This is a genomic window from Aeromonas aquatilis (assembly GCF_054052405.1).
Genome location: NZ_JBSTYP010000004.1, coordinates 60,782 through 74,216, shown reverse-complemented (window position 1 = coordinate 74,216; position 13,435 = coordinate 60,782). Strand labels below are relative to the sequence as shown.

Sequence of the window (13,435 nt, the reverse complement as noted above, 5' to 3'; positions counted from 1 at the left end):
TCCCCGAGTCGCCTTTTTGCTTTTCTGCTATCCCTAGCGCCTAGCGTTCACGCATCTCCATCCAGTTGTGCCCCTCGACTTGCCTCGGTTGATGAATGCCGCACGCCTCCAGCAACTCATCGACATAGGCGGGCACCAGCAGAGAGGCGGGACCATAGCGTTTTTCATCAAACTGGCTGCCCACTTCGCTCGGCTCGAGATTGAGCTCGATGGTGTGTGCGCCGTTGAGGCCCGCCTCATGGACAAACCCGGCGGCCGGATAGACAGCGCCAGAGGTGCCGATGGAGATAAAGAGATCGCACTGGGCCAGCGCGTTGTAGATGCGATCCAGCCCGAGCGGCATCTCGCCAAACCAGACCACATGGGGACGCATCGGTTGAGGGAACTGGCAACAGGAGCAGAGTTCGTCCTGATGGAGATCACCACGCCACTCGATCACCTGACCGGACTCGGGGCAACGGGCCTTGAGCAGCTCCCCGTGCATATGGATAAGGTTCTTGCTGCCAGCGCTCTCGTGCAGATTGTCGATGTTCTGGGTGACCAGCGTCACCGAACCGGGCAGCAGTCGCTCGAGGCGGGCCAGCGCATAGTGGGCCGGATTGGGGTGAACCTGGGGCTGTTGCAGCTGTTTGCGGCGGGAGTTGTAAAAGCGCAGCACCAGTTCGGGATCCCGGGCATACCCCTCGGGAGTCGCCACATCCTCGACCTTGTGCTCTTCCCACAAACCATCGCAGGCACGAAAGGTCTTGATGCCGGATTCGGCAGAGATCCCCGCGCCGGTCAGGATCACGATATGTTTATATGACTGCGCCATAAGCTGCTCCGTCTATCCCCGCACAATAAATGTGACCTTAGCACAGGGAAAAAAGTGTCACTATTCGCCCTTGGTCTTAAGCGGCGCCGCTGGCAGCACGGGTAACCAGGCATCCAGTACCGACAGATCCAGTCTGACAAAGACCATCTCCCGCCCGGTTACCAGGGTCAGCGGCAAGCCAAGGCGCTTGAGCAGGGTCAGCATGGGCCGGTTCTGGGCCAGCACTTCCGCCGTCCACTCCCGGATCCCGTCCGCCCTGGCCAGCAGTGCCAGCGCCAGCAGAATGCGCCGCCCCGCCCCCTTGTGCTGGAAGTGATCCGCTACGATGCAGGAGAACTCCGCCCGATCGGGATGAAGGCGGCGGCGGATTGATTGCGCCTGAGCCAGCGGCTCACCGGCCAGATCGGTCAGTAGCAGCGAGATCTGTTGTTCAGGATGGTAATTGAGAAATTGGGCCACCTGTTCCGGTGGCGGCGTCCGTTTCGGGCGCATAAAGCGCAGATAGATGCTCTCTTCACTCAGAGCATCGTAAGCGGCCAGCATGCGGGCAGGCGCAACACCGTGTAGCTCGCGTAGCAGGCATGGCACTTCTGCAACATTCATCGCCAGTGGCAGCGCGGCGCGGGAAACCGGATGGGGCCAGCCCTCCAGCCCTTTGCCAAGGCGCTCCCGGTGCATGGGCCAGCAGAGGTAGCGCGGCATGGCTTACCAGCGCCCCGTCATACCGCGCTCTCGCCACACTTCAACGTCGAGCAGGTTGTAAGGATCATCCAGATAGACGGCGATCCCCAGCTCCCGAACCCTGGCCATAAAGCGTCCCAGCAGGGAGTCACCGGTCAAGGACTCCATCTCCGGCAAGATCCCCTGCCCTAGCAGCAAGGCTTGCAGCGGCAAACGCTCCAGCAGATCGAATGGCAGATGCTGGCTGTTATCGAGCAGCAGCGCCAACTTGCTCCCTGCCAGACTGGCTTGCAGCACCAGCGCGAAGCGATCGGCATTGCCGAGCAGGTGGTCACGACGGTGGATCAGCAGGGTCAGCTCGGCTGGGGTACGCGACAGCTCCGTCAGCCAATCCTTGAGGGCATCCCAGCGGCTGGGCAAACCCGTCACCGCCAGCCAGACCGGATGAGGGGTCGCGGGACTGGAGAGCAGCCCTAGCTGACCCTGCACCTCCCCCTGCCACCGGCGGATGGTGCGGCGCTGGCCGCTCAAGCGCTGTTGACGCAGCGGGCCCAGATAGAGTCGACGCAGCAACCTGAGCAGCTCGTCGCAATCGAGCGGCTTTGCCAGTGCCGCCAGAATGTTGAAACCGGCATCGTGCAGCAGGCGGCGGGCACCATCGATCAGCGTCTGCTCATGGGCCGAAAGCAGCACAATGGGCAGCCCGGCCTCCTGCAACTGGGGCTGGTTCATCAGCAGACTGATGGCATCTTGCTCCACCAGACTGAGATCGCACACCAGCAGGCTGATGTCGCCCGCCGACAATGCCGCAAGACAGGCCGACTCATCCTGTACCCACTGACAGGAGAGCCCCAACCCGGCGATGGTCTGTTGCAGTTGCATCCCCTGAAACGGGTGATCCTCGAGCAGCAGCACCTTGTTAGCGGCCAGCCAGTTGCACCATTTACGGTAACTGGCGGCAAGCCCCCCCAGCCAATCCTCGCCAATCGCGTAAATTCCCTCATGCTGCTGCAACTGGGGGAAGTAATCCGCCTGCTGATGAGCGGCGGGGTCGTAAAGGGCGATGGCGCCGGCCGCAAACAGCCCTTCCCACTGCCAGTAGGCATCCGGTCGGGTACGGTGCAGCGTGACATAGGAGGGCAATGTCATGGTGCTGGCCAACTCATGGGCGGTGCTGTCGAGGGCATAGAGCACAATGGGGCAAAATCCTGCCGCCTCATGCTCTTCCGAATCGAGCAACGCCAGTAATTCTTCATCAGTGATGATCATCTTGAGCCCTCTTTGAAAACTGCTGGCTAAACTCATCCAGTGCCCGGTTCAATCTGGCTTGCAGCATCGGATGGGGCGCCTGTTGCCACTCTTCAATGACCGCAACTAACGCAGTCGCCCCTACCATTCTGGCGGCCCCCTTCAACTTGTGTAAAGCAGCATTCACGCCAACTTCATCTTCTTCTGTGCTGCAGCGCTCAAGTTCGGCCAAATCATCACGGGTAGCCTTCAGATAAAGGGCGGCCAGTTCATCGGTCAGCAGCGAGGCAACCGGTGTCGGGGCGACAACATTGCTCCCCTCTTTGGCAATATGGCGCAGCAAGGTCGCCAGCTCCTTGAGGGCGACCGGCTTGTCCAGATGGCCATCGCAACCGCAGGATTGCAGCTCCCTTGCCGCCTGATCACTGAGATCTGCGGTGATCACATAGACCGGCAGACGGGCCCAACGGGCGGATTGGCGCAATTGCCTGCACAGCTCGGCCCCGTTCATCACCGGCATCTGCAGATCGGTCAGCACAAAATCCACCTCTTGCTGCGCCAGCATCTCCAGCGCCAGCTGCCCGTTGGCGGCAGTGATAACGCTGGCACCAAGTTGCCCCAGTTGCAGGCTGATCAGCTCGCGATTGACATCGTGATCTTCAACCAGCAGTACCCGCATGCCGAGCCCGGGCTGGGTGCCGGCCACCGGTTGATCCGGGGTCAACCGTGGCTGCAGCAGAGTGATGATGGTCCCGGGCACCCAGGACTCCCCTTGCCAGGCCCAATAGTAGAGCCCCTTCTCGTCCACCTCCGCTTGCAGCGTATCAATGGCGTTGCTGACGGTGGCGATCCCCAATCGACTAAGCCAGGGCGACAGCGCTTGCGCCTCATCGTGGGGTAAAGAGAGCGCCAGCTGCCGCACATTGGGTTGCCAGTCCGGCTCCTGCTGCACCCGCTTCAGCGGCAACTCGCAATAGAAGCGGCTACCGCCACCGACGCGCCCCTCGACATCGATAAGCCCCCCCATCTGCTCGATCAACTGCTTGCAGATCGCCAGACCAAGACCGGTGCCGGGCGCCCGCAGCTGCCCTTCAACGGCAAACTGCTCGAACGGCATAAAGAGCGTGCTGCGCATCTTGGCGGTGATCCCCGGCCCCTGATCATCGACCCCGAAGCGCAAAGTCGATGCGACCACCTCGGCCCACAGCACCACTTCCCCACGCAGGCTGAACTTGATGGCATTGGAGAGCAGGTTGTGGAGTACTTGCCGTACCCGGTGAGGGTCGAGGGTCTGCAGGGCAGGCAGAGCCGGATCCAACTTAAGGCGCAGTTGCAATCCCTTGGCCCGCGCCTTGGTCCAGTGCACTGCCGCCACGTGCTCACACAGCTCGGCAAAATCAGTGGGTTGCGGCGAGAGGGAGAGTTTGCTGTTTTCGTTGCGGCTAAAGTCGAGCACATCGTTGAGCAGGCCGAGCAGCTCATCCCCCGCCTGACGCACCCGCGCCAGCGCCGAATCCTGCTCTCTGGACAAAGGGGTGCTGGCCAGCCACTCCAGCAAGCCGAGCATGGCGTTCATCGGCGTGCGGATCTCGTGGCTGATGGCGGCCAAAAAGCGCCCCTTGGCCAGAACTGCCTGTTGCGCCTGCTCATGGGAGTGCTGCAATGCCTGATCCTGCTCGACCCGGGCAGTGGCATCCTGCATCACCGCATAAATTCGCCAACCCTGCGGTTGACTGCGGCCACGGCCATAGAGCTGCAACCAGCGCAGACCCTTGGTCGGATGGTGATAGCGCAGGGTGAATGCGAAGGGTTTGCCCGCCTGCAACATGGCGAACATCTCACAGCTTACCCGGCGGCGATCCTCGCGCTCCAGCATAATGAGCACCCGTTTGGGCTCACGGCGGATCTGCTGGCTCGCCAGCCCCAGCAGCTCGTAACAGCCCCGGCTGATAAACTCGATACCCCCCACCCGTCCCCGCTCGAACATAAACTGCAGCACCACGCCGGGCACGGTATTGGTCAGGGCGCGCAGGCGGCGCTCTGCCTGACGCAGAAAACGGGCCTGCTCACGCAGCACACTGATATCCGACAGGGCGATGAGATCGGTGGCGGGTGCTTGCTTGTCCAGCCGCAGCGGATGCTGGGCATAGGCGAAGACCTGATCCCCCAGCACCAACTCCCCTTCACTCTTCTGAGGTTGCACCGGCGGCAGCATCAACTGCTGCGAATAGCGCAGGGCCAGACGTCGCCCCTGTTTATTGGATTTGATAACCTTGCCCTGGCTGTTGCGCAGATAGACGGGCACCGGCAACGCCTGAAACATGGTTTCCCGCAGCTCGCTCTCGATGGCCAGCGCCTTCTCGGCGGCGTGACGCTGGGCCACCTCCCGAGCCAGTTGCTGGCGGGAGCGCCAGATCCCGCCGATGACGATACCGCTGATCAGCAGTGCCATGGCGATGGAGCCAAACCAGGCGGCGTAGCTCACGCCGGGCTGCTGCACGACGAGCAAGCGGCGCCAGCGCTGGTTAAGCTCGTCAATCTGGGTGTTGGTCAGCGTCATCAGGTTGCGATCCATCACCCCGGCCAGTTCGGTCTGACTCTTGTTGATGGCAAAGCCAAGACTGAAGCGATCTTCCAGCTCCTCGATATCGAGCCCTTCCAGCAAGTTGGTACGCTGGGGATATTGCAGCTGATATAGCTCGCTCAGCATGGCGTCAGCCTTGCCCTGTTTGATCGCGGCAAGCCCCTGCTCAAGGCCGTCGGTGCGAACCCACTCCTGATCACCGAGCAGGGCGAGCAAGGAGGGATCGTAGAGGGATTCCGGCACCAGAATGCGCTGGCGCTTGAGCTGGGTGATGTGATCGGCGACCACCTTGCGCTTGCTGATCAAGGCAAACCGGTTGGTGGAGATCGTCCGACTGAAAATGAACTGATCCGTCAATGCAGGGGATTCCGGCAAGCCGGCCATCATGTCCGCCTCACCACGGCGCAGCTTTTCTACGGCCTCCGCCTTGCTGGCGGCAGGCACCAGCTTGTATTTTAGGCTAGTCTCCTGGGTGACCCAGCGCAGCACATCCGCGCTCCACCCTTTCGGCTCCCCCAGATCATTGACGCCGCTATAGGGCATCAACTCGGGATTGACCACCAGGCGAATGGTGCGCCCGCGGCCGGATAACCAGGCCTGCTCGGTATCGCTGAAGTGGGGTTGGTTGACGTAGAGCGATCCCTGATCGAGATAGCGAGCCAGATCGGTATAGATAGTACCGGCGGGCATATGACGGATCAGGGTGTCCACCAGATTGGCCAACTCAGGCTGATCACGCATCATCAGGCGATAGCTGATGATCCGATCCTCACCAAACAGGCGGCGCAGGCGCAACCCATCGGCAGGAAACTCGCGCATCAGATAGCGCAGTTGCAGATAGTCCCCCAGATAGGCGTCACCCTTGCCGCTCTGCAGCGCGTCGTAGACCTTCACTCCACTTTTTAGGGAAATAATGCGCGCCTGAGGATAGAGCTCGTGCAGCAGGCGGGCAGAGTCTGCCACCGAGTAGACCAGAAAGCGGGCCTGTTTGAGATTTTCACCCTTGTAGAGGATGGCGGCATCGGTCTCCATCATCGGACGACTTAACCGCATGCCCTCCACGGCCTTCTTGCGGGTTCCGACATAGGGAATGATGTCGCATTCCCCCTCTGCGAGCCCGTTGCGCAATGTCTGCCAATCGGGCAACTCTTTGAGCACGAGGGGAACCGGGAACAGCTCCTGCAACCGGGCGAGGCGATCCTTGAGCAGTCCCCCCTCGGCCATCAGGTATGGTGGAGGAAGCGTCGCAGGATAGCAGAGCGAAAGCTGACTCAGTGAATTTACATAAGCTTGGGTCGCCGGCGCCAACGGCAGCACTGTGGTCTGCAAAGGCTTGGCGTGCAATGGCAGTGCCAGTACGGCACCCAGAAGAAAAACGGGGAATTTGGTCATCTGAAAACAAAAGCCAGGCATCTGCCTGGCTTTTTATCACTCGTTGGGTTCAACATTTTCTACCCTAGCCTTGAGCTTCTGGCCAGGCCGGAAGGTCACCACGCGGCGGGCGCTGATAGGAATATCCTCGCCCGTCTTGGGGTTGCGTCCGGGACGCTGATTCTTCTCACGAAGGTCAAAGTTACCGAAGCCTGAAATCTTGACTTGTTCACCACGCTCAAGCGCCTGTCGGATTTCCTCAAAGAAGGCTTCCACCATATCTTTGGCTTCACGCTTGCTCATCCCGAGCTGGGTGAACAGGTGCTCTGCAATGTCGGCTTTGGTAAGCGCCATAGATCAATCCCTCAAGGATGCATTCAACTCTTCACCAAGGGCCCGCACGACATTGTCTACGGTCTCGGCAATCTCTTTCTCCTCCAGGGTGCGCTGGGTGTCTTGCAATACAAGACTGATGGCCAGGCTCTTCTTGTCCTCTGCCATACCAGCACCCTGGTATACGTCAAACAAGTTTATTCCAACTACCTGATTTCCGCCAACTTTTTTAATTACCGCAAGCACATCACCTGCCAGAACCGCAACATCGACCACCACGGCGATGTCGCGACGGTTGGCAGGGAACTTGGACACTTCGGCAGCCACCGGTACCTTGGCCGGGGTCAGCTTGTCCAGCTCCAGTTCAAACATCACCGCGCGGCTCTTGAGACCGAGCTTCTTCTCGAGGCTCGGGTGGATCACGCCGATGTGGCCGATGACCTCGCCATTACGCAGGATGGCTGCGCTCTGGCCCGGGTGCAGGGCGCTGTGCTCGGTACGCTCGAAGGTGAAAGTGGCCCCTTCGGCGGTCAAGTCCAGCACCGCTTCCAGATCCCCTTTCAAATCAAAGAAGTCGGCTGCGCGGGTCTTGATGTCCCAGTGCTCGTCGCTCTGGTTGCCAGTGATGATACCGGCCAGCATCGGCTCCTGACGGATGCCGTTCTCGGCGCTTTCGTCCTTGATGAAACGCAGACCCTGCTCGAAGAGGCGCACGCGCGGCTGCTGGCGGTTCTGGTTGTAGACCACCGCCTGAACCAGACCCGGGAACAGAGAGACGCGCATGGCGGACATCTCGACCGAAATCGGGTTGGGCAGCACAATGGCATCGCTCTGCGGGAACAGGGTTTGCTGGGTCTTGGGATCGACGAAGCTGTAGGTGATCGCTTCCTGGAAACCGCGGTCAACCAGCAGGTCGCGCACGCGCTTCAGGGTCACCTGCCCTTCTGCCTGCTCCACCATCGCCAGAGATGCGGCCGGTTTGAGGTTCGGGATGTTGTTGTAGCCGTAGATGCGGGCCACTTCCTCGATGAGGTCTTCCTCGATGGCGATATCGAAACGCCAGGAGGGAGCCAGCGCAGTCCAACCATCAGCATCCACAGTGACCTGCATGCCGAGGCGAGTCAGGATCTCGACCACCTGAGCATCAGCCACGCTGATACCTATCACTTTGTCGAGTTTGCTACGACGCAAGCGGATGGGTGCCGCTTTCGGCAGATGGGCATCGGATTTGACCTCGATGACCGGACCGGCTTCGCCGCCACAGATATCCAGCAGCAGACGGGTGGCACGATCCATCACCTTGGCTTGCAGCTCGGGATCGACCCCGCGCTCGAAGCGATGGGAAGAGTCGGTGTGCAGACCGTAGGCACGGGCACGACCGGTGATGGAGAGTGGCGCGAAGAAGGCACACTCCAGTAGGATGTCGGTAGTGGTCTCGAAAACACCGGTGCGATTGCCACCGAAGATACCGGCCATGCAGGCAGGACCTTTGGCATCGGCAATCACCAAGGTGGTCTCTTTGAGCTTCACTTCGTTGCCGTCGAGCAGGGTCATCGGCTCATCAGCGTGGGCGCGACGTACCACCAGTCCCCCTTCCAGGGTAGCCAGATCGAAGGCGTGCATCGGCTGACCGTATTCCAGCAGCAGGTAGTTGGTGATGTCGACAATGGCGTCGATGGAGCGGATACCGCCACGGCGCAACTTCTCCTGCATCCAGAGCGGGCTCTGGGCCTGCAGGTTCAGCCCCTTGATGACACGACCCAGATAGCGGGGGCAATCGGCAGGCGCTTCAACCCGGATCGGGAAGGTGGCATCGATAGTGGCAACAGCTGGCGTCCAGGTCGGCTCGACCACGTCAACGCTGTTGAGCACGCCGATTTCACGGGCCAGACCCGCGATACCGAGGCAATCGGCACGGTTCGGAGTCAGATCCACATCGATGCTGACGTCGTTGAGCGCGAGGTATTCGCGGATATCGGTCCCGATGGGGGCGTCAAGCGGCAGCTCGATGATGCCATCGGCTTCAATGTCGATACCCAGTTCACTGAAAGAGCAGAGCATGCCGTGAGACGGCTGACCGCGCAGCTTGGCTTTCTTGATGGTGAAATCACCCGGCAGGGTCGCCCCTACTTTGGCCACACACACTTTCAGGCCTTGGCGGCAGTTCGGCGCACCGCAGACGATGTCCAGCAGCTCGGCCTCGCCCACGTTGACCTTGGTCACCCGCAGTTTGTCGGCATCCGGATGCTGGGCGCACTCGACCACTTCACCAACAACCACATTGTTGAACTGGCCAGCCACCGCTTCCACGGCGTCCACTTCCAGACCGGCCATGGTGATCTGCTCGGCCAGCGCATTGTCACTCAACTCGGTGCGGACCCACTCCATCACCCAGGATTTACTGAATTTCATGTTCTCTCGCCCTTACTTGAACTGCTTGAGGAAGCGCAGGTCGTTTTCGAAGAAGGCACGCAGGTCGTTGACCCCGTAACGCAGCATGGTCAGGCGCTCAACGCCCATGCCGAAGGCAAAGCCGGAGTATTTTTCCGGATCAATACCGACCGAACGCAGCACGTTCGGGTGCACCATGCCGCAGCCCAGCACTTCCAGCCACTTGCCATTCTTGCCCATCACATCTACTTCAGCGCTCGGCTCGGTGAACGGGAAATAGGAAGGACGGAAGCGAATGGTCAGGTCTTCCTCGAAGTAGTTGCGCAGGAAGTCGTGCAGAATGCCCTTCAACTCGGTAAAGCTGGCATGCTCGTCAACCAGCAGACCTTCAACCTGATGGAACATCGGGGTGTGGGTCATGTCGTAGTCGTTACGATAGACGCGGCCCGGTGCAATGATGCGGATCGGCGGCTGCTGATGCTCCATGGTGCGGATCTGCACACCAGAGGTGTGGGTACGCAGCATCAGATCAGGATTGAAGTAGAAGGTATCATGATCGGTACGCGCCGGGTGGTGAGCCGGAATGTTCAGCGCATCGAAGTTGTGGAAGCCATCTTCAATCTCGGGACCACGGGCAACCTTGAAGCCCATCTCGCCAAACAGGCGCTCGATGCGCTCGATGGTGCGGGTTACCGGGTGCAGACCGCCATTCTCGATGCGACGGCCCGGCAGGCTTACGTCGATGGTCTCGGCTGCCAGCTTCTGGTTCAGCACGGCAACTTCGAGCGCTTCACGACGCTCGTTCAGGGCATCCTGAACCTGCTGTTTGGCCTGGTTGATCACGGCGCCCGCGGCGGGACGCTCTTCGGCAGACAAGGCACCCAGGCCCTTCATCTGCTCGGTAAAAAAGCCCTTTTTACCCAGATATTTGACCCGGATTTCGTCGAGGGTCGCGATATCGCTCACGCCCTCAATTTCGGCTCTGGCTTGGCCGACTACTTTTTCAAGCTGTTGCATGTCTTCCTCGTCACCACTCCCGGTACAGGAGCCTTTAGGCTAAATAAGGTCAAGAGGGGAATAATACAAAAAAAGCCCCTTCGCTGACCATAGTTATGGCTCGCTTTTCTCCCTAGAAATCATTTTGTTATATCAAGTGAGTCTCAAGCTCCCCCGGTCCTTGTTTAAAATTGTGTTATTAACGCTAAGTTTGTTGGCATATTAAGGTATTTGGAAGACCCTATGAAGTCGTATGGGCCAATCCAACCTTATTGAGCGTGAGCGTAGAAGCCAATGGATCGCCGTCAAACACAATGAAATACAGAGGCCCCACATACCAAGTAGAGTTCCCACTACCCTCCACGACATCTGATCTGCGGTCTTGTGCCACGGCTCTGACGCTCTGTTGGTGTTTCCATAGGACAAACCAGGGTGATCGACACCATGCAAAATGACACCTAACTCAATAATGACTTATAAAGTGCCTCAATCACCCTCCCCTGTTTGGCTACGCCAATACAATCATGGGAAAGACCTGCTATGACCCACAAATATCAACGTTGATTATCTGTCGGAGACGCCATGAGATCTGCATCCAATAAAAAGATGATGCCGATTACTCAACATCATCTCTTGTATTCTTTTTTAAACAAACCGCTTATATAAGGCTCGTTAAATACGTGTAAAGTTAATCATGCATCCTTTGTCAAAAGATATTTGATCAACCGGGTGAACTGCTCTTGTGAATTGATAGACTCAATCTTTATCATATACTTGCCATTGACAATAAATGTCGGGGTACTACGAATATTATATTTCTCTGTGTTACGATCGAACTGGCTTACCATGGATGAAACTGCAAAGCTATCAACCGTGTTATCAAATGCCTCTACCTTTACGCCATTCTCTACAAAGAGCTTTTTAATATCATCACGATTTTGTGGAGCTTGGCGCTGTACCTGGATTTTATGAAAGAGTGATGGAGTTAACTTGCTTTCAACATTAAGTAGTGTTGCGGTTGCATAAGCCCGCTGCATCTCCTGGGCCATATCGCGCCCAAAAAAAGCGACCGGATTCTTCTTGATAGCTACCTCTTTGGGGAGGTCATGTTGTAACTGCTCAACGATGGGTTCAAATTTCGCACATGGCGGGCAGTAATAAGAGAAAAACTCCAATACCTCTGGTTGAGCAGTATCTGTTTGCTTGAGGACATCATAGTTGACCCCCTCTTTGAACTCTGGGGCCGCATTAGCGCAGGGAAGCATAAAGATAGCAGCAAGGATCAAAAGAATTTTTTTCATAAAACTTCCAGTTGATGGTCAAACAAAAATTTCATTATAGCAATTTCGACCTTGCTAGAAACTGAACAAACATCAGCTCTTGTTACAAGAATGCTATTACATATTATAATAATAGATCATTAACTTAAACATAAATTCATCAACATGAAATATAAAATCTGTTCTTACCTCAATATTATCCTATTGAAAACCTCAGCATTAATATAACACCAAGCTCCCGAATATTCTGAATCTTGTAACCCCTAGTAGTTATTAAACAATACAAAGAATAGTTTTAGGTATAATTTATATATAGCCAGGATAGGTACCAAGATGAATATTGATGAAAAATCGCAAAAGCAGCGTAACTATAGGTTTAGAAAAATTATTACGCTAGATAGATAAGATGAAACTTGATTTATCATTTTTAATTAAATATTTCAATTTTGATTTAGTTTACCAGTGAATATAAATAAATACGGAAATTAAATATTACACCAACAAAAAAGGAGGCCTGAGCCTCCTTTTAGCGTTTATAACAGGACTGGATTAAACCAGAGCTGCTTTAGCTTTTTCAACCAGGGCGGTGAAAGCCATTTTGTCGTGAACGGCGATATCGGACAGGATCTTGCGATCGATCTCGATAGAAGCCTTCTTCAGACCGTTGATCAGACGGCTGTAGGACAGACCGTTCTGACGGGCTGCAGCGTTGATACGCGCAATCCACAGCTGACGGAACTGACGCTTTTTCTGGCGACGGTCACGGTAGGCATACTGACCAGCTTTAGTTACCGCTTGTACCGCAACGCGGTAAACACGGGAACGGGCGCCGTAGTAACCTTTGGCGGCTTTCATTACTTTCTTGTGACGAGCGCGAGCAGTCACACCACGTTTAACTCTTGGCATTTTTCACATCCCCCTTATGCGTACGGCAGACAAGCGACAACACGTTTGTGGTCGGCAGCAGAAACCATGAACTTCGGCCCCAGCTTGCGCTTACGCTTGCTGCTTTTCTTAGTCAGGATGTGACGCAGGTGGTTGTGCTTGCACTTGAAGCGACCCGAGCCAGTCTTTTTGAAGCGCTTTGCAGCACCCCGGTTGGTTTTCATCTTCGGCATTTCATACTCCGCATTGTGAGTGACAACAAAATCGCAAGGCGAACCGACTCATGGGGCGAGCCCCATGAGTCAATTTCTTGTGGGCCTTAAGATTTCTTCTTAGGTGCGAGAACCATCACAGCTTGACGGCCTTCGACTTTCGGGAACGATTCGACTACGGCCAACTCTTCCAGATCGTTCTTGACGCGCTCCAGAACCTTGATACCAAGATCCTGGTGGGCCATTTCGCGACCACGGAAGCGCAGGGTGACCTTAGCCTTGTCCCCGTCTTCCAGAAAGCGAACCAGGTTGCGTAGTTTTACCTGATAGTCGCCTTCGTCAGTGCCAGGACGGAATTTGATTTCCTTGACCTGGACGACTTTCTGCTTTTTCTTCTGTTCTTTGGTTGTTTTGCTCTTTTCGTAGAGGAATTTGCCGTAATCCATGATCCGGCAAACGGGCGGCTCAGCATTTGGACTGATCTCGACCAGATCAACTCCGGCCTCTGCGGCCAAGTTCAGAGCATCCTGAATGGTGGTGATGCCGATGGCTTCACCATCCAGACCAGTCAGACGAACTTCTTTCAGACGGATCTCTTCATTGATCCGGTGAGCGCGGGCTTGCGGTTGCTTGCCCAGTT

Annotated in this window: 11 protein-coding genes; all 11 read right to left on the bottom strand. The window is 56.8% G+C overall.

Annotated features, from left to right (window positions below; translation table 11 throughout):
- Window positions 1-40: 40 nt before the first annotated feature.
- Entirely contained in the window at window positions 41-814 is a 774-nt protein-coding gene (cobB, locus tag ACW5W8_RS02575; RefSeq protein WP_498626264.1) for a Sir2 family NAD+-dependent deacetylase, read from the bottom strand.
- 60 nt (window positions 815-874) lie between these two features.
- Window positions 875-1,516: a GNAT family N-acetyltransferase gene (locus ACW5W8_RS02570; protein ID WP_498626263.1), complete on the bottom strand. Its 642-nt coding sequence runs from the start codon at window positions 1,514-1,516 to the stop codon at window positions 875-877.
- Between the two features lie 3 nt (window positions 1,517-1,519).
- Window positions 1,520-2,764 carry a response regulator gene (locus ACW5W8_RS02565; RefSeq protein WP_498626261.1) on the bottom strand — a complete coding sequence of 415 codons (1,245 nt, stop codon included), beginning with the start codon at window positions 2,762-2,764 and terminating at the stop codon, window positions 1,520-1,522.
- Window positions 2,751-6,740: a response regulator gene (locus ACW5W8_RS02560; protein ID WP_498626260.1), complete on the bottom strand. Its 3,990-nt coding sequence runs from the start codon at window positions 6,738-6,740 to the stop codon at window positions 2,751-2,753. The genes ACW5W8_RS02565 and ACW5W8_RS02560 overlap by 14 nt, the downstream gene beginning before the upstream one ends.
- A 15-nt stretch (window positions 6,741-6,755) precedes the next feature.
- The gene (gene ihfA / locus ACW5W8_RS02555; protein ID WP_005300715.1) at window positions 6,756-7,052 is read right to left on the bottom strand and encodes an integration host factor subunit alpha; all 297 of its coding nucleotides are present in this window, start codon (window positions 7,050-7,052) and stop codon (window positions 6,756-6,758) included.
- A gap of 3 nt (window positions 7,053-7,055) precedes the next feature.
- The gene (gene pheT / locus ACW5W8_RS02550) at window positions 7,056-9,443 is read right to left on the bottom strand and encodes a phenylalanine--tRNA ligase subunit beta (protein ID WP_498626259.1); all 2,388 of its coding nucleotides are present in this window, start codon (window positions 9,441-9,443) and stop codon (window positions 7,056-7,058) included.
- A gap of 12 nt (window positions 9,444-9,455) precedes the next feature.
- Window positions 9,456-10,439 (bottom strand): phenylalanine--tRNA ligase subunit alpha, encoded by a 984-nt coding sequence (gene pheS, locus ACW5W8_RS02545; protein WP_498626258.1) that lies wholly within the window; start codon window positions 10,437-10,439, stop codon window positions 9,456-9,458.
- Window positions 10,440-11,110: 671 nt separating this feature from the next.
- Window positions 11,111-11,719 (bottom strand): thiol:disulfide interchange protein DsbA/DsbL, encoded by a 609-nt coding sequence (locus ACW5W8_RS02540; protein ID WP_498626256.1) that lies wholly within the window; start codon window positions 11,717-11,719, stop codon window positions 11,111-11,113.
- Window positions 11,720-12,247: 528 nt separating this feature from the next.
- On the bottom strand, window positions 12,248-12,604 hold the full coding sequence (gene rplT / locus ACW5W8_RS02535) for a 50S ribosomal protein L20 (protein ID WP_005336687.1): 357 nt from the start codon (window positions 12,602-12,604) through the stop codon (window positions 12,248-12,250).
- 14 nt (window positions 12,605-12,618) lie between these two features.
- On the bottom strand, window positions 12,619-12,816 hold the full coding sequence (rpmI, locus tag ACW5W8_RS02530; protein WP_005315535.1) for a 50S ribosomal protein L35: 198 nt from the start codon (window positions 12,814-12,816) through the stop codon (window positions 12,619-12,621).
- Window positions 12,817-12,902: 86 nt separating this feature from the next.
- A complete protein-coding gene (gene infC, locus ACW5W8_RS02525; RefSeq protein ID WP_205422431.1) occupies window positions 12,903-13,433 on the bottom strand; it encodes a translation initiation factor IF-3 in 531 nt (176 codons plus the stop codon).
- Window positions 13,434-13,435 lie beyond the last annotated feature (2 nt).